Origin of the sequence: Spirosoma aureum, assembly GCF_011604685.1 — a bacterium.
GTDB lineage: Bacteria > Bacteroidota > Bacteroidia > Cytophagales > Spirosomataceae > Spirosoma > Spirosoma aureum.
In genome coordinates, this window is the sequence record NZ_CP050063.1 from 3,139,340 (window position 1) to 3,166,046 (window position 26,707).

At 48.4% G+C, this 26,707-nt stretch carries 29 protein-coding genes and 1 pseudogene; 7 read left to right on the forward strand and 23 right to left on the reverse strand.

The features are described from left to right. Nucleotides 1–10: 10 nt before the first annotated feature. From G8759_RS12400 to G8759_RS36170, 7 genes are all read right to left on the reverse strand, one after another. Nucleotides 11–346: a YXWGXW repeat-containing protein gene (locus G8759_RS12400; RefSeq protein WP_167208373.1), complete on the reverse strand. Its 336-nt coding sequence runs from the start codon at nt 344–346 to the stop codon at nt 11–13. A 365-nt stretch (nt 347–711) separates the two neighbouring features. Further along, complete coding sequence (locus G8759_RS12405) at nt 712–951, reverse strand: hypothetical protein (RefSeq protein WP_167208375.1); 240 nt, start codon at nt 949–951, stop codon at nt 712–714. 420 nt (nt 952–1,371) lie between these two features. Then, a complete protein-coding gene (locus tag G8759_RS12410) occupies nt 1,372–2,772 on the reverse strand; it encodes a PQQ-dependent sugar dehydrogenase (RefSeq protein WP_167208377.1) in 1,401 nt (466 codons plus the stop codon). A gap of 66 nt (nt 2,773–2,838) precedes the next feature. Continuing rightward, entirely contained in the window at nt 2,839–4,611 is a 1,773-nt protein-coding gene (locus G8759_RS12415) for an ABC transporter ATP-binding protein (protein WP_167208379.1), read from the reverse strand. Between the two features lie 185 nt (nt 4,612–4,796). Beyond that, nucleotides 4,797–5,087, reverse strand: coding sequence for a protealysin inhibitor emfourin (locus G8759_RS12420; RefSeq protein WP_167208381.1), 291 nt, complete (start codon nt 5,085–5,087; stop codon nt 4,797–4,799). Between the two features lie 15 nt (nt 5,088–5,102). Then, nucleotides 5,103–6,137, reverse strand: coding sequence for a M4 family metallopeptidase (locus G8759_RS12425; protein ID WP_167208383.1), 1,035 nt, complete (start codon nt 6,135–6,137; stop codon nt 5,103–5,105). A gap of 194 nt (nt 6,138–6,331) precedes the next feature. Next, entirely contained in the window at nt 6,332–6,466 is a 135-nt protein-coding gene (locus tag G8759_RS36170) for a hypothetical protein (protein ID WP_262890662.1), read from the reverse strand. Between the two features lie 48 nt (nt 6,467–6,514). Between G8759_RS36170 and G8759_RS12430 the strand changes: the two are divergent. After that, nucleotides 6,515–7,287: pseudogene (locus tag G8759_RS12430) on the forward strand (mandelate racemase/muconate lactonizing enzyme family protein); the annotation flags it as partial. Nucleotides 7,288–7,402: 115 nt separating this feature from the next. Here the strand turns inward: G8759_RS12430 and G8759_RS12435 are convergent. From G8759_RS12435 to yidD, 5 genes are all read right to left on the reverse strand, one after another. Next, on the reverse strand, nt 7,403–8,329 hold the full coding sequence (locus G8759_RS12435) for a YihY/virulence factor BrkB family protein (RefSeq protein ID WP_167208385.1): 927 nt from the start codon (nt 8,327–8,329) through the stop codon (nt 7,403–7,405). A gap of 134 nt (nt 8,330–8,463) precedes the next feature. Continuing rightward, complete coding sequence (locus G8759_RS12440) at nt 8,464–9,150, reverse strand: CAP domain-containing protein (RefSeq protein WP_167208387.1); 687 nt, start codon at nt 9,148–9,150, stop codon at nt 8,464–8,466. Nucleotides 9,151–9,441: 291 nt separating this feature from the next. Then, nucleotides 9,442–9,879, reverse strand: coding sequence for a DUF4174 domain-containing protein (locus G8759_RS12445; protein WP_167208389.1), 438 nt, complete (start codon nt 9,877–9,879; stop codon nt 9,442–9,444). A gap of 85 nt (nt 9,880–9,964) precedes the next feature. Continuing rightward, nucleotides 9,965–10,345, reverse strand: coding sequence for a co-chaperone GroES (locus G8759_RS12450; protein ID WP_167208391.1), 381 nt, complete (start codon nt 10,343–10,345; stop codon nt 9,965–9,967). A 130-nt stretch (nt 10,346–10,475) separates the two neighbouring features. Next, entirely contained in the window at nt 10,476–10,685 is a 210-nt protein-coding gene (gene yidD, locus G8759_RS12455; protein ID WP_167218909.1) for a membrane protein insertion efficiency factor YidD, read from the reverse strand. A 97-nt stretch (nt 10,686–10,782) separates the two neighbouring features. Here yidD and lgt point away from each other — a divergent pair, with 97 nt between their 5' ends. From lgt to G8759_RS12485, 6 genes are all read left to right on the forward strand, one after another. Continuing rightward, nucleotides 10,783–11,631, forward strand: a complete 849-nt coding sequence (gene lgt / locus G8759_RS12460) for a prolipoprotein diacylglyceryl transferase (protein WP_167208393.1) — start codon at nt 10,783–10,785, stop codon at nt 11,629–11,631. Nucleotides 11,632–11,880: 249 nt separating this feature from the next. After that, a complete protein-coding gene (locus G8759_RS12465) occupies nt 11,881–12,495 on the forward strand; it encodes a transposase (protein WP_317166781.1) in 615 nt (204 codons plus the stop codon). Between the two features lie 174 nt (nt 12,496–12,669). Beyond that, the gene (locus G8759_RS12470) at nt 12,670–13,809 is read left to right on the forward strand and encodes a serine hydrolase domain-containing protein (RefSeq protein WP_167208398.1); all 1,140 of its coding nucleotides are present in this window, start codon (nt 12,670–12,672) and stop codon (nt 13,807–13,809) included. Then, nucleotides 13,806–14,858: a sensor histidine kinase gene (locus G8759_RS12475; protein ID WP_167208400.1), complete on the forward strand. Its 1,053-nt coding sequence runs from the start codon at nt 13,806–13,808 to the stop codon at nt 14,856–14,858. Before G8759_RS12470 ends, G8759_RS12475 begins: the two co-directional genes overlap by 4 nt. Then, a complete protein-coding gene (locus G8759_RS12480) occupies nt 14,839–15,543 on the forward strand; it encodes a LytR/AlgR family response regulator transcription factor (protein WP_167208402.1) in 705 nt (234 codons plus the stop codon). Before G8759_RS12475 ends, G8759_RS12480 begins: the two co-directional genes overlap by 20 nt. 118 nt (nt 15,544–15,661) lie before the next feature. Beyond that, nucleotides 15,662–15,949 carry a hypothetical protein gene (locus G8759_RS12485; protein ID WP_167208404.1) on the forward strand — a complete coding sequence of 96 codons (288 nt, stop codon included), beginning with the start codon at nt 15,662–15,664 and terminating at the stop codon, nt 15,947–15,949. 64 nt (nt 15,950–16,013) lie between these two features. Here the strand turns inward: G8759_RS12485 and G8759_RS12490 are convergent, their stop codons facing one another. The 11 genes from G8759_RS12490 to rsmA all read right to left on the reverse strand — a co-directional run bounded on the left by G8759_RS12490 (nt 16,014) and on the right by rsmA (nt 26,507). Then, nucleotides 16,014–16,349 (reverse strand): MGMT family protein, encoded by a 336-nt coding sequence (locus G8759_RS12490; protein WP_167208406.1) that lies wholly within the window; start codon nt 16,347–16,349, stop codon nt 16,014–16,016. Nucleotides 16,350–16,401: 52 nt separating this feature from the next. Then, the gene (locus G8759_RS12495) at nt 16,402–16,968 is read right to left on the reverse strand and encodes a DUF3109 family protein (RefSeq protein ID WP_167208408.1); all 567 of its coding nucleotides are present in this window, start codon (nt 16,966–16,968) and stop codon (nt 16,402–16,404) included. A gap of 68 nt (nt 16,969–17,036) precedes the next feature. Further along, a complete protein-coding gene (locus G8759_RS12500; protein ID WP_167208410.1) occupies nt 17,037–18,422 on the reverse strand; it encodes a T9SS type B sorting domain-containing protein in 1,386 nt (461 codons plus the stop codon). A 169-nt stretch (nt 18,423–18,591) separates the two neighbouring features. Further along, the gene (locus G8759_RS12505; RefSeq protein WP_167208412.1) at nt 18,592–20,958 is read right to left on the reverse strand and encodes a LysM peptidoglycan-binding domain-containing protein; all 2,367 of its coding nucleotides are present in this window, start codon (nt 20,956–20,958) and stop codon (nt 18,592–18,594) included. A 41-nt stretch (nt 20,959–20,999) separates the two neighbouring features. Continuing rightward, on the reverse strand, nt 21,000–21,641 hold the full coding sequence (locus tag G8759_RS12510) for an O-methyltransferase (protein ID WP_167208415.1): 642 nt from the start codon (nt 21,639–21,641) through the stop codon (nt 21,000–21,002). A gap of 141 nt (nt 21,642–21,782) precedes the next feature. Then, nucleotides 21,783–22,160, reverse strand: a complete 378-nt coding sequence (locus G8759_RS12515; protein ID WP_167208417.1) for a DUF2237 family protein — start codon at nt 22,158–22,160, stop codon at nt 21,783–21,785. Continuing rightward, nucleotides 22,160–22,612, reverse strand: a complete 453-nt coding sequence (gene dtd / locus G8759_RS12520; protein WP_167208419.1) for a D-aminoacyl-tRNA deacylase — start codon at nt 22,610–22,612, stop codon at nt 22,160–22,162. The genes G8759_RS12515 and dtd overlap by 1 nt, the downstream gene beginning before the upstream one ends. 88 nt (nt 22,613–22,700) lie before the next feature. Then, a complete protein-coding gene (locus G8759_RS12525) occupies nt 22,701–23,441 on the reverse strand; it encodes a hypothetical protein (RefSeq protein WP_167208421.1) in 741 nt (246 codons plus the stop codon). 277 nt (nt 23,442–23,718) lie between these two features. Next, nucleotides 23,719–24,255 (reverse strand): arsinothricin resistance N-acetyltransferase ArsN1 family B, encoded by a 537-nt coding sequence (locus G8759_RS12530; protein WP_167208423.1) that lies wholly within the window; start codon nt 24,253–24,255, stop codon nt 23,719–23,721. A gap of 16 nt (nt 24,256–24,271) precedes the next feature. Further along, nucleotides 24,272–25,624 carry a magnesium transporter gene (gene mgtE, locus G8759_RS12535; RefSeq protein ID WP_167208425.1) on the reverse strand — a complete coding sequence of 451 codons (1,353 nt, stop codon included), beginning with the start codon at nt 25,622–25,624 and terminating at the stop codon, nt 24,272–24,274. Nucleotides 25,625–25,682: 58 nt separating this feature from the next. Continuing rightward, complete coding sequence (gene rsmA, locus G8759_RS12540) at nt 25,683–26,507, reverse strand: 16S rRNA (adenine(1518)-N(6)/adenine(1519)-N(6))-dimethyltransferase RsmA (RefSeq protein ID WP_167208427.1); 825 nt, start codon at nt 26,505–26,507, stop codon at nt 25,683–25,685. Nucleotides 26,508–26,707 lie beyond the last annotated feature (200 nt).

Here is a 26,707-nt window from a genome sequence, read left to right on the forward strand (position 1 = left end):
TTATTATTCTCTAATAACTCCAATACCCTTCAACCCAAACCCGCCCTCGGGGTGTTTGGCGCCAGTAGCCGGGATTCCAGGTTTTATACCGGTCTGGTTTTGAATAAGTAGCATATCTAGGTGTAACTGTCTGATAGTGACCATTTATCCAGATGCGATCCCGCCCTCGCTGGACGTAGTGCCCCGGAACCCATACTTGCTCTATTGGTGCTTTATGCATGGGCGGGGTACTAGGAATGACGATGACCCTACTGGGCGTTTGTGCCGTAGCCGTATCTGACTCGATTGTACACAACGCAGGGAGTAATAAACTTGCTAATGCCAATACTTTCACATTCGTTTTCATAGCGTTTACTGATTAAGTTCGGCAGAAACCGCAAACTTCATCAAGTCTGAAGACCGTTTTCTGCTCCAATTATCATTGCTAGGCTATAGTTTATAAACCGAAAAGTTTCAAACCTGGCAATATATCAACCTATCTTAATGCGATATTGTTATAACGTATTGGAGTTCTCAGGAGGTTGGTCCTATTGGGGAAGGATTGAAAGGCACTTTAATGAACTATATGATTGGCATAAATTATAGATAATAATAGCTGATCACTTCTTTTAAAAGTACAATTAATGAACTTATTTGATTCGTCTACGAAACTACTTCAATACCTTAATGAAACTGAACTGAACATATAGCTCCAACTCATGGAACTCTTGGTTAATCCGTAAATTTTAGTGGGGTTACTAATCGCCATTCTGACTCTGGATTTTTGCGCTCAAACATAATGTTGAAGGCAAACTCTGTATTTTCTCCCTTAATCTCGGTCAACTTGTGTCCGTCTGGCTGCTCCTGATTAAGTTGTTTATACAGTGCTACCTTATAACGGGTACTTCGGATTTTCATCTGGTTAAGGCGCTGGGTTAATTCCTGGGAAAAGCGTAATGAAATTGAATGCATGCTTATTGATTGATCCTTTATTGTATCCCTAAAACGAGAGATAGCACTCCTAAAGTCTTTCCGTTAAATCTGATTTACCTAAATAAATTGAACTATACAATTAGTTATTCGTAGTTAGTCTGGTCTATTATTATCCACTGGCTTCGACCGACGTTCAGAAAGCAATCAAAAAAATCATAAAACGGTCAATGGCTTATAAACTGGCCTTGACTCACAAAGTAAATAATCCATTTGGCTGTAGCAGGCAGTTAGTGCAGCGATGGGCTGAACAATGGCTACTCTATGCGGCCTGATATCTGATAGCAGCAGTTAAGGAAGAGTGAACGAACGGCTGCGTGTCTACAAATGGAGTGACAAAAGTTCACTATCATAAAAGCAAAAACCGCCGGATTTCTCTGCCCAGCGGTTTTGCTTAAAGGTTTACTGATTTACAGGCTGCAACCTGAATATATAGCCCGGTTCTTCAACTGATACGTACAGATAACCGTCTGGCCCCTGTTTGATGTTGCGAAGGCGTCCGACGTTCTTGAGCAGATTTTCCTGCTTAACAACTTTGTTACCCTCCATCACACAACGATTCAGGTACTGGAACCGCAGGGACCCAATCAATAGATTACCTTTCCAGCCGGGGTATTTAGGGCTGTCGACGAAGGCCAGACCCGATGGCGCAATAGACGGTAGCCAATAGGTAAGTGGCTGTTCCATACCTTCTTTTGCTGTAAGGTTAGTGATGGGTTTTCCATCATAATTGATGCCGTAGCAAATAATCGGCCAGCCATAGTTAGCTCCTTTTTTAACGATGTTCAACTCATCGCCCCCGCGAGGACCGTGCTCATTCGTCCAGATTTCGCCTGTAACCGGGTGTTTGAGCATGCCCTGTGGATTGCGGTGCCCATAAGAATAAATGGAGCCACGTGCATTTTTATCCTTTACAAACGGGTTATCTTCCGGAATTCGGCCATCGTCATACAGTCGGTGAACTTTACCCAGATCGTTGGCAATCGATTGCGGGTTTTCCTTTTCATTTCCTCGCTCTCCCACGGATACAAACAGATAACCTTTGTTATCGAAGGCCATCCGGGAACCATAGTGGTGACGGGTTTTTGAGTAGGGCATCGCTTCAAAAATGACCTTTTGATCGGTCAGCGTGTTGCCTGCTAATTTGGCACGCATGATGGCCGTCGTAGAAAGTTTCTGATCGCCTTCATTCTTGACCGCAGAATACGAAAAATACACAAACTGATTTTTGGCAAAATCAGGATGCAATACAACGTCGAGAAGGCCACCCTGCCCTTCGGCCAAAACAGTCGGGCCGCCCGAAATTTTGGTTTTTTGCTGGTTCTGCCCAACCCGGTAAATATCGCCGGAACGGGTGCTCACCAGCATATCGCCTTCGGGTAAGAAAGCCAGCCCCCACGGAGAGCCTAAATCTTTCGCAATCGTATCAAGCTTAACGGTCTGGCCTTCCGACGAAAAAACGTTTGATGTCGGTTTGCTGGCAAACTTATACTGATCAACGTTTTTCAGGCTTTCCAGAATCAGGTCAGCGAGTTCGCCGATTTCTTTTTCATTCAACGTAGCTTTCCAGGTCGGCATTCCCAGGTCAGGGTATCCTCCCGAAATACTCGTCATGAGTTCGGCTTTTCCCGTACCATGTTTCCACTTCCGATCCACGAAAGCTTCCACTTTTTCGCCATGGCACGAAGAGCAATAAGTCTGATAATTCTCCCGGGCGGTTTTAACGACTGGTTTTTGGTCGATAAGAAAACTGCTCAGGCAGAACACGACCGCAAAGGCAGCACCAATGGTATAGCGTAGCATACAGACAGGTTGTTTTAGGAATGAAGCATGAGAAGGGGCAATTTTACTAACTAATTTTTTGGGTAGTTACAATACTGCCAACTCTTTGCGCTCACCAATCTGTTGACGCCACATGGCATAATAGAGTCCTTTTTGAGCTAATAAATCAGCATGGCAACCCTGTTCGACCACCTGTCCCTGTTCCAGAACGAAAATCCGGTCGGCGTGGAGGATGGTGCTCAGCCGGTGAGCGATCAGGATCGTAATATGCTGGCGCGAGCCCGACAATTCGCGAACGGTTCGGCCAATTTCTTCTTCTGTAAGGGAGTCGAGGGCCGAGGTAGCTTCATCGAAAACCAGTAGTGCTGGTTTGCGGAGCAGGGCGCGTGCAATGCTCAGTCGTTGCTTTTCGCCACCGGATACTTTGACACCACCTTCGCCAATGACCGTATCGAGACCCTGAGGTGCGCGGGAAAGCAGCGAATCAGCAGCCGCCTGACGCAGTGCTGTCAAACATTCGGCATCGGTAGCGTTGGGTGCTACGAACCGAAGGTTTTCGCGGATGGTTCCGGCAAAAAGCTGTGTGTCCTGCGTCACAAAACCAATTTGCTCGCGCAACTCATCCAGATTTACATCAGAACCCGGAATGTTGTTGTACAAAATCTGGCCACTCAGGGGTTTGTACAGACCGACCAGCAGCTTCACGAGTGTGGTTTTGCCGGAGCCGCTCGGACCAACAAACGCAATGGTTTCACCAACTCCTGCATCGAATGAAATGCCATCGAGCGCTGGTTTTTCGGCGGTCAGGTGTTTGAAATGCACATCTTCGAAAGCCAGAGTTTTGAGTGCTTTGACCGGCTGCGGGTGAATCGGTTGAACATCGCGGGGTGTATTCAGGATTTGCTGAAAATTAGCGAGCGAAGCTTCCGTTTCCCGATAAACGTTGATGATATTACCCAGTTCCTGCAACGGTCCGAAAATGGCAAACGAATAAATGAACAACGAGAAAAATTCGCCCACCGTAATGCGCTCCTGCACCACCAGGAACAGCATAAGCAGCATGATGGCATTGCGGAGCAGGTTTACGAACGTTCCCTGAACAAACGAGAGCGACCGGATGTATCGTACTTTTTTGAGTTCCAGCTTCAGGATTTTGCCGGTTGTGGCGTTCAGTCGTTCAGTTTCCTGCTGGGCCAGACCAAGGCTTTTTACCAGCTCGATGTTGCGAAGGCTTTCCGTGGTTGAACCGGCCAGGGCGGTGGTTTCGGCCACAATCGTTTTCTGTACAGTCTTGATCTTTTTGCTCAGCAGCGAACTCACAAAACCCAGCAGCGGAATGGTCAGAAAATAGGCCGGAGCAATGGGCCAGTACACTGTGGCAGCATACCACATGACAAACACAATGCCCACCACCGATGTAAAGAGAACATTCACAAACGATTGAATCAGTTTTTCGACATCGGAACGTACCTTTTGTAGTTTACCTAATGTTTCGCCGGATCGTTGGTCCTCAAAAACCTGATAGGGCAGTTCGAGCGAATGCCGGAGCCCATCGGTATAGAGTTGTGCGCCGAGCCGTTGGGTAATTACATTGACATAGTAATCCTGGAAATTCTTGGCAATCCGGCTCACCATCGCGACGCCGAGTGCCTGCAAAATCAGGACACCAGCACCGTTTTTGAGAAATCCCCAGAAATCGATGGTGCGTAGTGTACCGCCGGGCTTCACAACAGACTGGTCAATAATTTTTCGGAAGATATAAGGGTCGAGCAGCGAGAAAATCTGATTGATAGCTGCCAATAATAGCGCAAGCGCCAACAGGCCCCAATAGCGCCGTAAATAGGTGTAAAGAAGTTGCATAAGTGAGTTGGTAGTAAATGCAGTTCGTATTTGTTGTTATTCCGGCTGTACAGAATGCCGGTCTGATCTGTTTCTATAACACAAAAAAAATCGTATTGAGTCAATAAAATGAAAAAAAGCCGGATGTTTCCAACCGGCTTTTTTGCCATACTATAAGCGTTCTATGCGCAGGCCGGCTGCCTGCCTTACGGCTTGCCGGTGCGTTTTTGCAGGAAATGAATTAACGGCTGAACGTCGTCGGGCAGGCTCGTGTCATCGAAAGTCAAACTGACCTTCTTTGAGCCGTCATGCAGATCGAGCCGGTATTGATAACCATCCCTCATTGCAGGGTTCCCTGAGCCGGATGTATAAGCATCGGGATGCGCTATAAGATGATCTACCAACTTTTGTAAATCGGCCGGTAAGTCAGTGGTTTTAATTTCCGTTTGGGCTACCTGAGGAAATAAGCCCCCTTCGCGCGAATAAACTAATTTCATGGTTGGCACCTTTCTTTACAAACCGACTGCCTCAAACGATTGTTTCACGGTTGCTTCGGTCGTTGCTGGCACGCTTCCTGCTTTCGCCAGTTTTTTTGCCAGTTTAAGCATCGCCGTTTTGAAACTCTTGAAGCTTGTTGTTGGCTTGAGCGTTTTCAGCGTTTCGAACCATAGCAAAGCCGCTTTGTCGGTTTGAATGGCCGTAGCGACCAGGAAGAACACTTTATTGGGAATGCCGCTATTGATGTGTACTCCGCCATTGTCTGCCGATCCTTTGTAGATTGTATTCATGTGATCGGGCTGCGGGTCTTTGCCCATCAGCGAATTATTATACGCAGTGCCGGGCGCTTTCATCGACCGCAGCGCCTGACCCTGAAGCGCTGGCCCCATAATTTCATCACCAATCAGCCAGTCGGCCGTTGCTGCGGTCTGATTTTTAGCCACCTGTTTGATCACCGAGCCAAACACATCGGCATAGTGCTCGTTGAGCGCTCCCGACTGGCCCTGGTAATTCAGTCCGGCCGTGTATTGCACAACTCCATGCGTAAGTTCATGTGCCGTTACGTCCAGCGCGTTCGCTAAATTGATGAAAACCTGACCGTCGCCATCGCCAAACGTCATTTGATCGCCATCCCAGAACGCATTGGCGTATTCCTGCCCGAAATGTACGTTCAGAATCAGATCGGCCCCGTGATTGTCTACTGACAGATAATTGAACGCTTTCTTGTAATAATCGCGTACGGCTCCGGCATTTTCGTAGACTTTATTGACTACCTGATCGGTCGAAGCGACACCTCCTTCTTTACGAACGAGCAGAAGGCGCTGATGCTGCGTTGCTTTGGAGTCATAGACAAAGCGGTCGGAATTTTTAGTTGGAGGAGCCAGCAGAAAAGGCTGGCTGTTGCGTAACGATATCTGTTCAGCACGGCGTGCCCTGAATTCGCGGCTGATCGTTTTCGTTTGGGTGGAGATATTCACCCCTGATTTTTTCAGTTCATCGACCACAAATGGCGGTATAATGTGGCAATTGCAGGCATGATAGTTTTTCATAAAATAAAGGGATTTAAACTGGGTTGACGTGCTGGGGTGAAATAGGATAGTTGATCGACGATTAATCTATAACAGATTGACTGCCAGTGCGAAGTGTTGTATTTACTGATTTCTTTGCCTTAATCCGGCTACTTATATAAAATATACGTCTGTTACTGAGGAGGTAGGTTGCCAGAGAATCAATAGAATTAGGCTTAACTTTCGACAATGGTTACGCCCGGATCGTAGTAGCTTGTCAGGTCGAAAATCGATCCTGAATCAGAATTGCCTGTGGTGTTTACTAGTATAAAAGTGGCTAATCGATTCGTATTTGCCAAATTATTTTTCATAAATACATCGTCCGGTAACTTGAAAAAGTTATAAATTAATTTATTTGATTGAATTATAGCGGGAACCTTCACAATCATTTAGGGATTTTCTTCGCTGGATTGACTATACATAAAATCACAATAGACAGCATCCCGGATGCCGAGATGGAGTTTATCACGCAGAAGGTTAGCCGAGATTCCAAACCATCGGAGCTGAAAATTGCCGATATGCAGATTGCAGTGCTGAACGGTGTGCCCTTCAGCAGCTCCATCATTCGCATCGATACCAATCAGGGACTTGTAGGCTGGGGAGAAGTTCGCGACGGAGCCAGCGCCAGCTATGCCTTGATGCTCAAAAGCCGCATATTGGGCAAAAATCCTTGTAATGTTGAGCAGATCTTCAATCAGATCAAGCAGTTTGGTGGTCAGAGCCGGGCGGCCGGTGGGGTCTGCGGGGTAGAAATGGCCCTTTGGAATCTGGCCGGTAAAGCCTATAACGTACCGGCTTATCAACTGCTGGGCGGTAAATACCGCGATTTTATCCGGTTGTATGCCGATACGCCTGAAGCTGATACCTATGAAGGCTTTGCTGAGAACATGAAGAAACGCCGGGATCAGGGTTATACGTTCCTGAAAATGGACTTTGGTATCGGGATGCTGGCCGATCAGCCGGGCATGCTGGTCAATGCCAATAACTGGAGTGTAAAAAGACAACGGAATGACTCAGAGCCTGGTAAACTGGGGAACTAGGCCAATACAAAGCACCCGTTCACCCGTATTCAGGTTACCAAAGGTTAGTGGAGCACGTTGGCAAAGTAGGCGAGAATGTCGGGTATGACACCCTCTGAAAGGAGGTACCTGGTTTGCCCCGACCGGGAGTGGAGTTAGGTGTAAGAGTCTTCAGTAAGCAGTAGGCAGTTTTCAGTAAGGCATCGCCAATTGCCAACTGAAGACTGTCTACTGCTCACTGCTTACTGCATTTTCAGGATTCTCGGTAATGGTATAGGAGACCGCGCGGTTGTTGGGTTCTGCATTTAAATGAGTCCACTCGCTGTATTGACGGGTAAAAGCGGCTCCGTAATAGAAAATCAAGGAGGAGTAAAAGACAAAAAGCAGCAATAAAATAATAGACCCTGAGGTTCCATATAGCGACGCTATCTGACCATGAATCAGCAGGCGATTTAAAACAACCTCGCCTACTTTAAACAGAACGCTTGTAAAAAGGGCTCCGAGCCAAATGGCACGCCAGGGGATTCGGATATCCGGCAAAAACTTGAGAAGTAATGCAAACCAGACTGTGCGGATCAGGATAGATGTTAAGGAATTCCAGAGCGTTACCATGCCACCATAATAGGCGAGTGAAGAAAAGAACGTTTTGATCGGTGTCTGCGCCATAAACTGCTCCAGGGTCACGGATAAACTGAATAGAAAGCCAGAGCCAACAATAATTGCCAGTGCAATCAGCTTATCCGTCAAGACATACAGGAAGTTACGCCCTGGTTTCGTTTTAATATTCCACAGTTGATTTATCGAATTTTTAACGATTGCAAACAACGTAGTTGAGGCTACAAAGAGTAACAGAATACTAAGCACCGTTAATGGGAGCCCGGCCCTGGGTTGTTTAAGGCGATGCGAAATAGCTTCTAGTTGATTGGCACTTTTTGGGCCAAACAAGCCCGCCAGCTCATCAAATAGCTGCCCACTGATTTGCTGATAATGATCGTTAAAGACATGGCTAAGTACATTGCTGAGAATAATAACAATGGGTGGTAACGCAAAGAAGGTAAAGAAGGCCGTAGCCCCGGCCATGCGTATCGGATCGTTAGCCCGTAAGTTGTCGAAAGCTTGCTTTAGGAGTAATAAGACAGGAGTAACTTTTTTCAACGGCTAAACGGGTCAGGTACAATGAAGTAACCCGATGTACAACCATAGAGTTTTGCCAATGTTGTGATTTAATGATGGGTACCGATCTGCCGACTCAGTTTGGTTAAACGTACTATTGTTCAGGCTGGATTTCGTTAGTTGGAAGCCTGGGCAGAATCGTGTTTCCCGCCAAAATTCTGCACCAGCCGACCAAACGGAGCATGCAGCTCAACGTACGGATTAGGTGATAAACGACCAGCACAACCTACATGCGAGAAGGTCGGATTGAGCAGATTAGCCCGGTGATGAGGAGAAGCCAGCCATTGCCGAACAGCATAGCGGGCAAAATCAGCATAGCTATAGGGTTGATACAACTGCTTGGTCTCACTATCTAAATACTCATAACGCCCCGTACGAGCATTCCGACGAACCCCAAACCATTCGGGCGTATCAATGGTTTGGTACTGTCCGATGTTCTCGGCCGTCCAGTTGAACCGGTCTGTTCGCTGACGGATACGCTTAGCTGCGGTAAGCTCAGCTAAACTGTATAAATTTTCGTGACTATAGTACTTTCGTTTAATCATCGACTCGGCATGAGAACTGGCCGCCAGATAAAGAGCTAGGTCATATTGCAAAGAAGGTAAACCTGCGTGATGGCGAGCCTCATTGGTAGCATGAAATAGAGCCGCATCCAGCAGCAGTGTGTCGGGATTGGCCAGCGATATGAGTTGACAGCCCGCGGGTTGGGCGAAAAAAGCTTCATCCGTCAACTGGTAATAAGCAGGTATGGTGTTCGCTGCGGTTATCCAGTGGTATAGTTGAAAAATGATCCACCAGTTCATGATTTCAGAACTACGTTAAGGCATTCTCTGTCAGTTGAAATGAATGTCGCAAGGTGAAGGAAAAAGCGGCTGAAAACACTATTCTACTTTAGCCGGGCTTTTGTCAGAAGGTGTGCCACGGTTACTACTGATGCGCAAACAAACCACGCTCCGCCGTGCGGTGGTAAACCTCCTGACAAAAGCCCGGCTAAGCACAAAAAAAGTCCCGCAAAAACGGGACTGAAAAAAAGTAGAACTATAACCAGGCGGCTGTTGATCGTTTCGCAAGCCTGCCCGTTAACGCAAGTCAGGTTATTGCTTTGTTTCCTGTTTCCGCATCGGCATACTGTCAATGGTGCGAAACAGATCCTGCGAGGCAACAGGCTTTTGATAGGTTTGCTTGACACCACCATCTTTACCGATGAGCCAGCCAATGAAATCTGCGGAAGGGACCAGTTTGTAATCGTGCATCAGAAACTGGCGATCGGGTTCCTGTAATTCAGAGGCTACAATGACAATAACATCAAGGTCGCGCTCGGTGAGGCCATCTTTCGCTTCATTAAGGGATTCCTGCTGCTCAATGAGGTAGTGCTGAGCGTCGTCGCGGCCATAAAGCAATAACACGCGCCGATGATCTTTCTTTTCACTCAATATCGCCTTGAGCGATTTCTGCTGATTCGCTACGCTTTCCATAATAGGGGTGAGTCCAATTAATAAACCAATTAGTGGTATCAACCAATGGTAGCGCATAGTGTTTATCGACGATAAAAGATGTTGGACGATGGATACTGGACGTTGAATTAAATCAGGCTAGCGTCCGGTAGCTATGTTCAGTTCAATTAAACAAATCCTCAGACCGCTCCAGCATCAGAATAGAAGCCTGTGGAACAATGACATATTGCTCGCCCTCATATTGCAGATCAATGGCATTTCGTTGCAGGTAAATCGCAACGTCGCCTTCCTGCGCCTGAAGGGGCATGTATTTCACTTTCTCCTCCGTTTCTTTCCAGGGCTCATCATCAGCAGGCGAAGGAATTGGATAACCAGGTCCTACTTTAATAACATAACCAGACTGGACTTGTTCACGCTCCTGCACCGTTGGCGGCAGGTATAAGCCACTGGCCGTGCGGTCGGATGGATCTTTGGGTTTTATAAGAACCCGATCGCCAACCACAATCAGGCGTGTAAGTTTATTGTCAGCTGTAATATTAACCATGTCAGTTGCTAGTCAAAAATCAATAATCGTCAGGGAAGGGTAGCAGCAACTTTGGGACAAAAGCTGCATAAACAGACAAATTGACAGTCAGAAAACGGATTTTAGTCAGAAGGATCGACTATCAGCGCAGTTAGGGTACCGGATCATAACCCTGACCGCCCCAGGGATGACACCGACTGATCCGTTTCAGACCAAGCCACCCGCCCCGAATAGGCCCATGCTTATGAATAGCCTCGATCGCATACTGCGAACAGGTTGGCGTATAACGGCATGCATTCGGGAAATAAGGGGAGATTGCGGCCTGATAAATCCTGACCATCCCAATCAGAACAGATTTCATCATACGTCTATAACACGAAAACGACTAAAAACTTTCCCGCAATCCGTATATTTGTCCGCCGTCGCTCGTTATCAATCGACGTTGACTCTGATTCGTTATGCTGCAATACGTGATTTGGGACGTTAATCCCGAAATTTTTCACATTGGGTCATTCTCAGTGCGTTGGTATGGCCTGTTATTCGCAATGGGTTTTTTGATCGGAATGCAGATCATGACCTACATCTTCAAAAAAGAAAACAAACCCGTTGCCGACACCGATACCTTGTTGATTTACATGGTCGTTGCCACCATTCTGGGCGCTCGTATTGGGCATTTTCTGTTCTATGAACCCGAAGTTCTCCTTAAAAATCCGCTCGAAGTTATTTTGCCACCCTATCGGGGACTGGCCAGCCATGGTGCTACGATCGGTATTCTGACTGGTTTGTGGTTGTATTCACGCCGGAAAGAAAGCCGCCTGACAAAGCAAACGTTCCTCTGGGTAACTGATCGTATCGTGATCACGGTAGCACTGGGAGGTGCAAGCATACGGCTGGGCAATTTGATGAATTCCGAAATTGTTGGCCGCCCAACGGACGTTCCCTGGGCATTTATTTTCCTGAATAACAGCGAATACGCAAAAATTCCGCGCCATCCTGCGCAGTTATATGAATCGCTGTCATGTCTGGTGCTGTTCTTTTTTCTGCTCTGGTTCTGGAATTATTACAAAGAACGTACTCCGCGTGGCAGTATGCTGGGCATCTTCCTGATCTGGGTATTCGGTCTGCGTTTCTTCTACGAATACCTGAAAGAAAATCAGGTGCCTTTTGAAGATAGTCTGCCGTTGAACGTAGGGCAGATTCTTAGTATTCCGGCCGTTTTGCTGGGCGTTTACTTCCTCGTTCGCAGCTACCGCACACCGGTCGTATTGGCAGAGCCGGACGATATACCGAAGAAAATCAAGTCATGATAGAAGTGTAGAAAACCATATGAAAAAGGGGCAGTTCGCCCCTTTTTCGGTTTTACGACGATTCGACCATACGTTTACTCAAAAGATTGATGATTGCGTTGCCAGAAACCCGTTATTTGAATCCAGAACCAGAGCTTAAGTCGTTCAGTTAGCCAGATCAGGTTTTAAATTCATGTGGTAAACACGATATGGTTGACAGAACGGCGAAAGTTCTGGTTTTCTTTTATAACCCTTTTTCCTGTTATGCAAATGAGTAATACCCTACTCTATACCGGCCTGCTTTGTGCAGCACTTCTGACCAGCTGCGGGGGCAATAAAGAAGAAGAGAAAAAAGATGAAGAATCCGTTTCGGCACGGGGAGCAGTAAGCGCCATGAAAGAAATGGCCGAACAGGCTGAGGAGCTACAAAAAAACGGCCCTGTCGAAGCGATTGATTTTCGAACGCTAAAAGAGTTGCTTCCGGCTGATGCTGATGGCCTGGCCCGTAAAGAAGCGAACGGCGAGAAAAATGGAGCCGCCGGAATGGTCATTTCGACGGCCAATGCAAAATATGCCAATGACGATAATAGCGAAACGGTTGAACTGGCAATCGTTGACGGGGGCGGTTCCAGCATGCTGATGGGACTGGCTGCCTGGTCGATGATCGAAGTTGATAAAGAAACCGAAAACGGCTACGAAAAGACAGGCAAAATGGGTGATTATAAATCGTACGAAAAATACGATAATGCCAATAAAGAAGGCGAAATCGCCGTACTGGTCGCGAAACGGTTTATCGTAACGGTGAAAGGGCGGGGCATGAGCATGGACAAAATCAAATCCATACTCGAAGATGTTGACCTGTCGAAGCTGGCCAGTTTGAAATAAAAGTAGCTACCGGTATTCGGTTGTATTTGTATGCTCATAAATCGAATACCGGTACAGGTTTAACAGTCAAAATAACCCTTTCGCAGATAAAAAAGGGCTATATGCAGACTGGTTTTAGGAACGGGAATAAGGCGTTGCAAATTTGGCCTACAATTCAACGAACAACGCCCTGCCATGAAAAAAACAGTTTTATTTTTTTGCCTGATTTCGTTTAGCGCTGCTGCCCAGTTCACTTTATCACCCGACGCGTTCAAGGATAAAGCCCACCGTCGGGCCATACAAAAAGCAGAACAATTTGTCGATTCACTCCGGATCAGGCAAGACATTCCCGGCATCTCGATAGCCGTCGGAACTCACGATAAAATACTCTGGGCGGAAGGTTTCGGCTATGCCGATGTCGAAAATAAATTGCCCGTTACCGTGCAGTCCCGGTTTCGGTTGGGCTCGGTCTCCAAATCAGTTACTTCGCTGGCAGTCGGCAAACTGGTTGAAGATGGAAAACTGAATCTGGATGTACCCATTCAGCAATATGTGCCGGGATTTCCCCCGAAAAAGTTCCCAATCACCGGTCGGCAACTCGCCACCCACACTGCCGGTATCCGCCATTACCGAAGCGACGATCCGCTGAACTGCCTCAAACGCTACACATCTGTCAACGAAGCACTGGTTATCTTTCGCGACGACAGCCTCTTGTTTCAACCGGGCACGGCCTACAATTATTCGACATATGGCTACAACCTGCTGAGTGCCGCTATTGAAGGGGCCAGCCACACCGATTTTCTGACGTTTTTGCAGACTACGGTTTTCAACCCGTTGCATATGGCGCATACCGGACCCGACTACAGCGATAGCATTGTGGTGAACCGAGTGCGCTTTTACGAACACAGTAAAGGGCGACTGGTCAATGCGAATCAGGTTGACAACAGCTATAAATGGGCCGGTGGCGGCTTATTGTCAACTCCTTCCGATTTGGTCAGTATGGGCCGTGAGCTCTTGCAGCCAACGCATTTCAAAAAAGAAACCCTTACGTTATTATTTACCCCACAGTTACTCCAGAATGGAAAGAATACAGAATACGGCCTGGGCTGGCGTATTGGGAAGGACACTAAGGGCCGGAAAATTATTCACCACGGCGGAACAATCGATGGCGGAAGGGCTTTCCTGATCCTATATCCGGATGATGATCTGGTTATTGCGATTACGGCCAACATGAGCGGTGTTACCATTAATTTGCCCGAAATGGAAGCATTGGCCAATTTTTTTCGTAGCGCTGCGCCCACCAGGTCGACGGCTGGCAACAGAGCAAACCGATGAAAAAGCCGGTCATTATTTTTCTACATATTGGCTATTGGCTGCTCTACTGGTTTCTGTTCACCTTTCTCTATTTCCTGTCCAGAGCTACCTCGCATGCTATCTTCGACGACGATTGGGCAGTCATTATTGGACTGGCATCACTCACCGGATTTATCAGTTTCTATGCATTTTACAGCTGGCTGGTTCCAATTTATCTGACGAAGCAGCGCGTTCCGGAATTCATCGCGTACGGGCTGGCCGTCAGCGTTGTCACGGGCTTTCTGACGACACTGGTTATATCCCTTACGGTTTATAGCATTGCGTCAATTTTTCCGGAAGTAGAAGGGGAGGTGACGCTGGTAAGCACCTTTACCGTGCTGGCGTTGGTCAATGGATTGCTGGGTACTATCATTCGCGGATTCATTACCTGGTTCGACGAAATCCGCGTAAAGGAAGCTTTAGTCAACAAGAACCTGCAAATTGAATTGTCGTTACTGAAAGCCCAGATCAATCCTCACTTTTTGTTCAATACGCTCAACAACATTGATGTACTGATCGAACATGACGCCAAAACCGCGTCACTTTATCTGAATAAGCTCTCAGATTTACTGCGATTCGTCCTGTATGAAGCTCAGGCCGATCAGATCTCGCTGACTAATGAACTGGAATACATCCGGAAATACGTTGAATTACAGAAAATAAGAACGACCAACTCCCACTTTGTCGATTTCCAGATCATTGGTCAACCCGGATCGCTGACCATTGCACCAATGATCTTTATTCCCTACATTGAGAATGCCTTTAAGCATGCCACCAATAAAAAGGTGAACGATGCGATTCGAATTCAGATCGCAATAGATGGCGAAGAATTACGATTTTGCTGTGTCAATGTGATCGACAAAGGCAGAACTACCGTGCAAACGCATGGCGGCTTAGGCAATCAATTATTAAGCCAACGGTTAGCGCTCTTGTATCCCGATCAGCATAAGCTGGACGTACGGGCAACAGAGGACGAATACCGTGTCGATTTACTTGTACAGGTAAAAGCCCATGAACTGCCTCATCGTTGAAGACGAACCTCTGGCCATGCTTCGGCTCAAAGAGTACGTACAGCGCGTACCGTTCCTGCAACTAAACCACGCGCTGGATAATGCGCTGGATGCGATTGGTGTCCTGCAAAAAGAAAAAATCGATTTACTTTTTCTGGACATTGAGATGGATGGCTTTTCGGGAATCCAGCTTCTGGAATCATTGCCCAAACGACCCGCCGTTATCTTAACGACCGCTTTCGATCAATATGCCCTGAAAGGATTTGATTTGCAAGTGGTCGATTATCTGCTTAAACCCTACACCTTTGAGCGTTTCCTGCAGGCCGTAACGCGGGCGTATGAATCCATACCTACAGGCAAAGAAAACGAAGCGACACAAAGCCGTTTCCTGTTTATTAAGACGGAATACCGGCTCCAGAAAGTATCGCTTGAAAACATCCTGTTTGTTGAAGGCATGCGGGATTACCGCAGGATTCATCTCGACACGGAGAAAATTATGACGCTCGAAACATTCGGCGAACTGGCGCAGCAATTGCCCGAATCGACGTTTTGTCGGGTTCACAAATCGTATCTGGTTTCTCTGAATAAAATAGAAGCCATTGAGCGCGACCGGATTCGGATTCAGAATACCCTGATTCCTATATCGGATACGTATCGGGAACGTTTTTATCAATCGATTGGCCGCCCGTTGAAAAGCCCCCGGTAGAGTGCATCTAAAAAAGCAACTGGACCATTTACCCGGAAAATTATACCGTTGACTCAGTGGTATTGACTTCGTTAAGCATTAAACTAACTTCGCTTATCGTTTTCGATAGCCACTACCCATGTCATACGATCCACATGACCGCTTTCGTGCCGCTGTCCGTCAGCTTTGTCGGCTACCCGATACGGCCAGCGCGCTTGACATTACTCAGGCTTTCGTAGAGGTTAGAACCGAAATGCACTGTCTGCTCGACTCTGTGGAAGACGATGACGTAGTGCCTTATATACCAGCGGGCCGACTCGTCGAAGAGATCTGTAAGACGGAGCTTGTTGCTTATTTAGAGGGCGACGATTCCGCTTTGTGGCGGCTTCGGAACAAGGTTAAGCAGGCTGCAAAGCTGCTGCCCTAAATGTCACAATCCGCTTTGCGACAACGAATCTCACCTAATCAGGCGAACAGAATCATGTCAGAAGCTAGATGGCTAACTCCAGCGATGGGTCCCAAAGTAATGTTTTGAAATCCACAACCCGGTCTTTTTCGATCCGAACCCCCTCGTCTTCCAGCAGTTGCTGCATGATCGTTGGTCCACCAAAGAAATGCTTGCCAGATAATAGCCCAACGCTGTTAACCACCCGATGGGCCGGTACATCCGGGCGGTTGTGGCAGCCGTTCATGGCCCAGCCAACCATACGGGCACCCGCCCGCAGGCTCAGGTAGCGGGCAATAGACCCGTAGGTTGTGACCCGTCCTTTAGGGACCAGACGCACAACCTCATACACTTCTTCAAAATAGTCGCGCTGTTCAGACATCGGGAAATTCAGCAAGTAGGATAACTGATCAATTCGGTTTTGCCGTCAGTCCTTATTCCTTCTCTTCAATGGCTTTCGTTAATCGGGTGTACCATTCTCCGCCGTAGGCCCGAACCAGGGCTTCACGAACAAACTTATAAATGGGTACATTCAACTGTTCGCCGAAACTACAGGCGGGGCTGCAAATGGGCCAACGGTCGTAGTTAAGGGCATGAAACGATTCATATTTGGTAACGCGGATCGGGTAGAGGTGGCACGAGATGGGTTTTTTCCAGTCTACTTTGCCATCGTTGTAGGCTTCTTCAATGCCGCATTTTAGAATGCCGCGATCGTCCCAGGTAGCATAAACGCACTCACGACCGCCAACCGTATTGGTGACAAAGCCACCGTCACCGTCGGATTCGTAGCCGCCCTTTTGCTCAATTACCCGAATACCTTCCGGCGAAAGGTAAGGTTTTATATCGTCATAAATCCGGTCCAGAATAGCCGGTTCGTCGCCTTCGAGCGGGGCACCCATATCGCCCTCGACGCAGCAGGCTCCTTTGCATTTATCGAGGTTGCAGACGAAAAATTTTTCAGCAACATCGTCACTGATGCACGTATTGTCAATGAGAATCATAGCAGTAAAGCGGATAGAAAACCGCCATATCGTATCTGATGCAGGTTTTCCCTGCTTTATACTTAATTCTATCGCGCCAGCACAACCGATCCGCGCAGCGGCTCGGCATCGGGCGATAGTTTCAGTATGTAAAGATACACTCCTGTAGGCAAAGGTTCACCATTGTAGCGGCCATCAAAGGGAGTGATATAGCCATCCTGAGAACGGAATACGACCTCACCCCAGCGAGTTAAAACGGTCATTTGTGCCTTTGGATATGACTCGATACCGGGCAATTTCCAGGTGTCGTTGATCTGATCACCATTTGGGGTAAAGGCATCTGGAATGCTGGCTTTTGAGCGGACGATGATTCGTATCGATCCTTCAGCTACGCAACCGAACACATCCCGTACACGAACGATATAGGTCGTATCCTGCCTGGGGAAGATAACCTTGACCGCCGATTGTGTTGAATTGTTTAGCCAGATGGCCGGTTGCCACTGGTACGAGAAGGGCCCGGTACCTGTAACGATTGGTTCAAGTGTGAAAATACCCTGAGGGCTAGTCTCGATCTGTTCCGGAAGCTGGACCGTCGGTAGCGGATTCACGCGAACCAGCCGCTGGTCGTTTTCGCCCGAACAACCATTGGCAGGTGGAGATCGATAGCTGATTGTATGGACCCCAAATCCGGCCAGCTTCGGATCGAACGACGAACCACTGACGCCCGGTCCGCTGAATGTGCCGCCTGGCGGAGAGGCACGAAGGCTGATCGCCGATGCATCGATGCCGCAAACTGGTGGAATGGAGTCGATGGCGGGTTTCGGACGAGCTTGTACTGTAATCGTAAGTGGGTCTGAATTCGCATGGCAACCGTTTGCATCAGTTACCGTTACCGAATAGCGTCCGGCCTGTTTGGCCGTGAACGTCGGGCTATGTGGTCCAATGATCTCCCGATCGTTTAAAAACCACTGATACGAAAGGCCACCTCCGGCTATGAGCTGTAACGAATCACGTTCGCAGAAGGTACCACCAGGATTCGCTGCGCTAAGCGTGGCAGTTGGATTTATTGCTTTGGTCAGCGTGATGGTATCGGTATTCGTTTCCAGGCCAGTGCTCTTGTCCCGAACGCGGGCATAATAGCTGCCCGGTTGCGAAACAACCTGTGTATTGGCGTTTAATCCGCTTATCGCTGAACCGTTCCAGTACCAGGTGTACGTTGCTGGTAAGTCAGGTGCTTTCAGTACGATTGCATCAGAACCCGGACATAGGGATGTTTTTGCCGGACGTTCGAGCTTTATAGGTCCATAAGCCTGAACTACTATCGATTGGTCATAACCGCTTTTACAATCACCCCACGCACCGGGGGCCGCAAGGGTTGTCGTAACGTCCGCATGCATTCCCCAAAGGTGATACGTTGGTAGTAGCCAGGAAAACAGAACAGCCAGAACTCCGCATAAGCGTAGGAACCGGTTCATTTATGGGTAGTTGAATAAAGATAAAGCATTTTATATAGCTATACCGATTACTCTAAATTAAGTGTATAATTGATGCGTATCAATCGGTGTTGCCGGTCGAATGCACGAAAAAAGCCGCTCAGTGATGACAGAGCGGCTTTTTTAAGAAAAAATGAGGCAATAAACTTATCTACTGCTTCAGAATTTTAATCCGTTGACCCACTTTGACACTATTGTCGCTGAGGTTGTTCCATTCCTGAATCTGTTCGATCGTTACACCATATTGCTTCGAAATGCGGAACATCGTTTCGCCTTTTTCGACGGTATGATAGGTCACGTCTGCTTTTGTTGCCGGGGCATCACTGGTGCGCGATGGCTGAACGACACGGCCAGCGGTTGGTTTTACAGTTAACTGCTGACCAACTTCAAGCACGTTGTTCATGGTCAGATTATTTAACGCCAGTAACTCCTCGACACGTAAGCCATATAGTCTGGAAATACTGTAATAAGTCTGGCCAGGCGCAACCGTGTGGGTGGCGGCTGATTTAGTGACCGAACTGGTCGACGGAGTGACCCGATTCATAACGGATGGTGACGGCTTAACCGGCTCTGGCAAAGGTTTTTCGGCAGGAGGAGTTGAGCGTGGTTCCGTTTTGACGACCGCTGGCGAAGTTGGGCGGGTCGATGGTGGAGTTACTGCGGATAAGGTGCCATCGGCCTGCTGTTCACGTGGGCCTTCGTAGCCGCTCTGCTGGACAGGCGCTGCCTTGACGGGACGGTTACTGGCGTAGGTATCCGACGGTTTTGCTGTTTTTACGGGCGCGGCTGGTATATCTGTCGCCGGTTGTTCGCGCTCAGGTGCGGTGGCGACCGGAACGGTACGGGGTGCTTCTGACGCATCGGGTGTACGAACGATTACCACACGCTGCGAGCCGTCGGTAGTGGTTGACCGACTGGTTGTGGTCGGAACCGGACGGTCGTTGACAACCGGATTATTCTCGCCAACGGGACTGATCGACGGGCGCGCTGGCTCCTGACGGGGCGCAGTTGCTGGTTCCGACGTTCCATCATTAGGCGTAATCCCTCCTTCAACCAGTTTAGGCTGGTATTTTTTTCGCTCCGATGCATTCCGGGGGACATTGTCAATGCCCGTTACTGGTCGGTTTGGCCCTCCGGAGCTACGATCAGCCACATCGGCACGGGTGGGCGGGGTAGGCGTCTGGTCATAAACTGGTGGTGTTGGCGCATTGATGATCTCAATGGGTTTGTTCGCTGGCCGACGTTCGCGCAGCCACATTACCCGGCCAACGGCCAGTTTCTGAAGTCGGTCGAGACGGTTGTAGCGCATCAGTTTTTTGAGCCTGATACCGTAGCGTTGCGAGATGCTGCGCGATGTTTCGTCCTGGCGTACTGTATGAAAGGGCACCAGGGCTTTTTTCATTTTCTTGGCCAGGTAATACACATCATTGACAATGATCGGATCGCGCTCGCTCATGTCATTGTAACGCAGAAAGCTCGACAGGCTGATTTTTGCTTTCCGGGCCAGTGATGCGCTGTTGTCTCCCGCCTGTGCCTGAATGCCCGGCAGCCCATTGATTTCATACAGCACCGGCTCATTTTTGCTGAGGCCCGTTGTTACGCGACGCAGAACCGGGAAACCCACATCATTCTGCACAAAATCGGGGGTTTTCCGGGCACCAACGCTAACGATTTTCTGCCGAACGTCATTGATCTGATTATTTAAAACCGGAATAGCCATCACATAGGCCTTGTCTGTTGGAACAGCATCGCCCAGAATCCAGCGATTGTATTTACGAAGTTCGAACTCATCAACACCCAGTTCATCCGAAATGGATTTAAGGCTTTTTCCTCCCCCGTTTGCATATTCAATCAGGGCGAACTGATTCGTTGTCTGGTGGAATTTCAGGGCATTTTCAATGGCTACCTTATGGGCGAAGAAGCGTAGGATATACCGATCCGTGCGGCCATCCAGCGCTACCTCGCGGGCATAGGACCAATCGGGTGGAATCAGTTTGGAAATACCACCCGCACCGAGGTAATACGAATAGAGCGATGCTACCCAGTTGTTAAACTGTGAATTGCTCTTTTTTAAATATTTAGCGGCCCCGTGGGTAGAAGCCGTGATACTTTTACGCTCATCAATTTCGTCATCGACCCGCAAACCATGATCAGTAGCCGTTTCGCGCTTGAACTGCCAGTAGCCAACAGCCGTTGACGCCGAGACGGCATCAGGTGTGAGCGAGCTTTCCTGTACGGCGAGGTATTTGAAATCGGTAGGTACGTCTTCGTCAATCAGAATCGCTTCGATCATCGGAAAATACAAGACCACGCGATCGAGTTTGGCCGTCCAGTATTGTCGATTCGATAGTAAGGCATTGACATCCTGTTGAACGATGCGTCGGGCGTCGGGGTCTAACCGAACCGAAATATCGGCAAACGTCACTTGCTCAGGTACAACGGGCACCGATGTTTGGGCTGCTACTACCAGGCTGATTAGTGCGAATAAAAGGGTTAGGGAGTACGTCAATTTTTTCATAAATCGTACCGCTACGGCGGCCCGTTTTTGTCAATCGTAATTCAGCGTTTGCGTATCATCATAATCCCGTCCCGGACGGGCAAAAGCACATTTTCAACGCGTGAGTCGGCTTGTATCTTCTGATTAAAAGCCAGTACAGCGGGCGTGTCCTGGTCGGCTGGTTTCAGGGATTCAATAACCTTGCCACTCCATAAAACATTATCGGCCAGGATAAAACCACCCGGTCGGAGTTTGTCGAAAATCAGGTCGAAATACAATGAATTATTGCGCTTGTCGGCATCAATGAATACCAGGTCGAACGTCTCGTCGAGGGTTGGAATAATGGCAGCGGCCAGGCCAAGGCGAAAATCGATTTTAGCATTCAATGGCGATTGCTGCCAGTAGGAGCGGGCAAAACCTTCCAGTTCTTCATTGTGGTCAATCGTTATCAGCCGACCGTCGTCTGTTAGCCCTTCGGCCAGACAAAGCGCTGAATAACCTGTGTAAGTGCCTATTTCGAGAATGCGCCGGGGGCGAATCATCCAGGAAATCATGGATAGGAAACGACCCTGCATATGTCCGGACAGCATCCTGGGAGCCATGATATGGGCGCGGGTATTGCGGTTGAGCTGGCGCAGCAGATCGCTCTCGGGCGATGTGTGCGCTTCGGCATAGGCAGTAAGATCGGAGGGCAAAAAATCCATTCGGCTGACTTAGTTATCCCCTCGCTTTGGGCGAATGGCATAACCAATGGGCTGGTTTAAGTAAAAGTAGTGTTTTTTAGGTAACGAACGTTCAAAATGATTTCGTAGTACTAAAAAAATAGAAATGGGAACTTAAGGTAGTTATTCTTCGAATGCAAGCTCACGTAACATATCGATGGTGACGTACTGGAGAGCACGCTCATGTGTGCAGGCCAGCAATATTGGTGGTGCCATGCCTGCTTCGTAAGCTTCGAGCCAGCGAAGGACAGAGAGACACCACCGGTCGCCGGGTTTTAAGCCGGGAAATTGAAATTCCGGATAAGGTGTTGAGAGGTCATTGCCCCGGCTGCGGGTGAATCGCAAAAATGGCTCGGTCATGATCGCACAAATGACGTGGTGCCCCTGATCCTGCGCATTCGTCCGGCAAAATCCGTCGCGATAAAACCCGGTCATGGGGCTGGTGCAGCAACAGCCGAGGCTACTTCCCAACACATTCCGGGGTTCTGGATTTGTTGGCATCAGATTCGGTTTTTTGAGTCGATCACAATCGTTACTGGGCCATCATTGAGTAAAGATACTTTCATGTCGGCGCCAAATTCGCCGGTTTGAACGGGCTTGCCTAAATCGGTCGATAATTGCTTAATCATTGCTTCATAGAGCGGAATGGCTATATCAGGCCGGGCCGCTTCGATAAAGCTGGGACGATTCCCTTTTTTGGTGCTGGCGTGGAGCGTAAATTGGCTAATGAGCAAAATATCTCCGCCAACAGTAGCCAGATCGAGGTTCATTTTATCATCAGCATCGTTGAAAATCCGCATACCAACGATCTTCTTGCTGAGCCAGTCTACATCGTCTCGGGTATCAGCATGCGTTATACCGATCAGAACGAGAAAGCCTGTCCCAATCTGACCTTTCACCTGATTGTTGATAGTAACGGAAGCGTGAGAAACACGCTGAATAACGGCGAGCATAGACCAATATAACAGTTAAGCCCGTCCTGCTTTGCGCAAAACGGGGCTTAAAAATAAGAACGAACCGGCGGAAGTTGAAAAAGAAATGTCAATCGGGTTGTTTGCGGGTGATGTAAACACTCTCGAAAACATAAGCCGGGTTCGCGTTAAAGCTTTCATTCTCGTAGCGTAAATAAATCGCTGGTTTTTCAAAATCTAAAACGGGCCTGCCGGGGCTGGGTTCGGTCAGTACCGGCACATTCAAACGATTGGAAGCGGTTCCTTCCCGCGTACCAAATACGGTAATATTGTAGGTTCGGGCAGCAGGACTAAGCGAAATAACGATGGTGTGCGTTTGTGTTGGGTTAAAGTGGCCAAGTACTTCCCGTGTTCCAGTGGCAACGTTGGTCGTGCGAACAAGCTGACCGTCGGGCAGAATACGAAGGCGGGCAACCCATAAGCCCTGTACACCCTGAATATCGATCATCAGCTGCCCCTGCGAGTTCCGTTGTTTAGCTGTCCAGTAGAACCAGATCGGTTGGGCGTAGTCAGATACGATGCCTTTAAAAGCAAGCCACTGATTGAAGGCGGTTTCACCCGTGATCGGAGCTTCCGAAAAAACCAGCGATTTACTACCGGATGTTACACTGGAAGCCTGAATACCAAGCCTCGGATGAAGCACCGATGTATACGAGACAGAGTCGCCGGTAGGATCGCCGGGGATATTTTGCAAAGGCAAACTGCCGATGGCATTGCCCGAAAAATTTTCCTTGAGCAAATAAGTGGATCGGCAAGACGAAAGGGATAGGATCAATAATGTTAACGCGACAAAAAAAGATGATCGATTCATGGCAAAGAGGTTTGATGTTGCCAGTTGAGTCGCGATAACTTATCGAGCTATTAACATAGAATAGCGTTTAGCTGTCTCCTTTTGAGTGAACGGTTTATGGTTGATCGCTAACAAATCGTTAATACAGTCGCTAAAATTGATCAGCTCGTGAATCAATGTGTTAAAAGTGGGTTTGTGATAAAAGGCAGGCAAAGCTCATATTGACCACATAGGAGCCAATGACGCCACTTTCCAGCCGAGAAGCTGGCAAAAACAGCCTTAAACGTATTGTCGGTTGTCAGATAAGCCGGGTAATCGGTATCGGCCTTGTCGGATTAACCTGGTGAGGTTGCAAAGTCAGTTTAAACCAGGCAACATCGTGCCAGGCACCGAGTTTATAGCCCACGTTTGGGTAGATGCCGATGGGTTCGAAACCCATGGCCTGATGAAGTGCTTCACTCTTCTGATTGGGCGCTGTTATGCCAGCATAGGCATTGTAATAGCCCTGACGGCGTAGAAGGTCGAACAGGGTGGTATAAAGCTGTCGGGCAATTCCCTGCCGCTGCCCATCCGGATGAACGTAGACCGACGTTTCGACAGCCCATTGATAGGCCATTCGGTCGCGGTGCCGCGACGCATAGGCATACCCAAGTACCCGACCGTCTGATTCGGCAACCAGATAGGGAAATTGCTCCTGAATGATCTGGATTCGCTCCGAAAAATCACTCAGGGTGGGAACAACATACTCGAATGTGATCGCCGAGTTATTGACGTAAGGCGCATAAATGGCCAGAATAGCTGGCGTGTCGGTGAGTTTAGCAAAACGAATGGTCATGGTACCTGCAAAATAATCAAACTTCGGCAAGTAACCACTGGGCAATCAGGAAGTAAACGCCAATGCCGATCAAGTCGTTGGCCGTGGTAATAAACGGTCCGGAAGCTACTGCCGGATTTATGCCAATGCGGTTGAGGAGCAATGGCGTTACCGTGCCCATAAACGAGGCCAGTAGCACCACCGCCAGCAAAGATGTGGCAACCACAAAAAACAAGCGTGGTTCACCAATAATGAAGGTGTAGGTTCCGGCAATTAACCCAACGACCAACCCATTGATAATCGCTACGAGCAGCGTCCGGAGTAATCGTTTGGCCAGTGTCATGCTTAGTCCTGAGGTATCGGTCAGGCTTTGCAGAATTAGCGAGGAGGTTTGAATACCGACATTGCCCCCCGTTGACCCAATGATGGGAATGAAAGCCGCCAATGCGGCTACTTTGCCCAGTTCGCTCTGAAACCCATTGATGACTGTAGCTGCCAGCAAACTCCCGATAGCCCCCGCTACCAGCCAGGGTAACTGTACTTTCGAGCGCTGCCAGACACTATCTGCCTCTTCTACTTCACCCGATAAACCTGAAATCACCTGAATGTCTTCTTCGGCCTGTTCGGTAATAACGTCGACCACGTCATCAATGGTGATCCGGCCGAGCAATCGCTGCTGAATATTGACGACCGGAATCGCATCTAAATCGTACTTTCGCATCACTTCAGCCACCTCCGTCACCGGGCGATACGTCTCTACGAAAACAACGTCGTCGTCGTAGATGTCAGCGATTTTAGCATTTTTGCGGGCCAATACGATTTTTTTGAGCGAAACCAGTCCAAGCAGTTTACCAACGTCATCGATTACATAAACGGCATACACGTTTTCGACATCTTCGGCCTGTTGCCTGATTTCTTCAATACAGGCATTGACGGTCAGATTCACGTTGATTTTGATGAGCTCTTTCTGCATCAATCCCCCCGCCACGCTGTCGTCGTAATGGAGCAGATCAAGAATAAAACGAGCCTGTTCGCGGTCTTCGAGCAGACCGATCACTTCTTCACGAACCTGAATGGGTTGTTCGTTGAGCAAGTCAACGGCGTCGTCGGAATCCATCTGGTTGATAAACGGGGCCAGTTCTTCCGACGTAAAGGTTTTGATCAGGTTTGTGCGATCGGTGGGGTTGAGGTTTGCCAGAATCTCAGCGCCAACGGGTTGATCTAATAAGCTCAGCAGGTAATGAGCAGGTTCGGGTTCTAATTCATAGAGAATTCCCGAAATATCGGCTGGATACAACTCCTCCATTTCGGTCCGAAGCAGCGCGTCGTCGCCCGCTTCAATAGCCGACTGGATATGCTCAAGATAGTCTTTGGTGAGTTCGAAAGTCATAGTGAAGAATGAGGAATATAAGATGAAGAATGAAGAGTTATTATGGATTCTTCACGTTTCATTCCTCATTCTTCATTAACAGCGTCAGTTGCACGAACTCAGCCACGCTTAGCTGTTCAGCCCGCTTATCCATGAACGGGCTCGCCAAAGCGGCTTCGGTCGGATTAAGCGGTTTTAGCGCATTACGGAGGGTTTTTCGACGCTGACTGAAGCCATGTTTAACGACCTGAACAAACTTTCGCTCGTCGCAGCCAAGATCGGTTTTGTCGTTGCGTCGGAGCGAAAGTACCCCCGAGTATACTTTGGGCGGAGGGTTAAAGACCCCCGGATCGACGGTAAATTCATACTTGATATCGTACCAGGCTTGCAACAGCACACTGAGAATGCCATAATCTTTATTGCCAGGTCCTGATGCCACACGCTGAGCGACTTCGCGCTGAAACATGCCGACTACTTCGGGAACCCTATCACGCATATCCAGCACTTTGAAGAGGATCTGCGTTGAGATATTATACGGAAAATTGCCGATCACAGCAAAAGGCTCAGTGTTGTCGGGCTGTTTATTCGGTAGCAGATCGGGCCGGATATTCAGAAAATCGGCTGCCAGGATGTGCCCCTCCAGTTTAGGGAAATGTAGTTTGAGGTAATCAACCGACTCGCGGTCAATTTCAATGACAAAGGTTTCGAATTGGTCATTGGTCAACAAATATTGCGTCAGCACACCCGTGCCCGGCCCAATTTCGAGTACTTTTTTATAAGATCGTACCGGCGCATCACCATCATTGCGGGTACCATGACCGGTCAATAATTCGGCAATACGCTGGGCGATGCTGAGGTCTTTCAAAAAATGCTGACCGAGTTCTTTTTTAGGCTTAACGTACACGATGCTGGAGGGTCAGATCGCAGGTTGCTGTCGCCGAAACGGAACGTCAACCCATGCGATTAGTTTTCGACCACAAAGGTACGGGGCATTGGGCGAATTATATGGACGGTTTTCGTTTATTGTGTGTAACCTGAGTCGTCTATTGTTTCGAATCAAAATTACGACACGGAATCAGTATCCGTAAAAGTCTAAAAATGAGC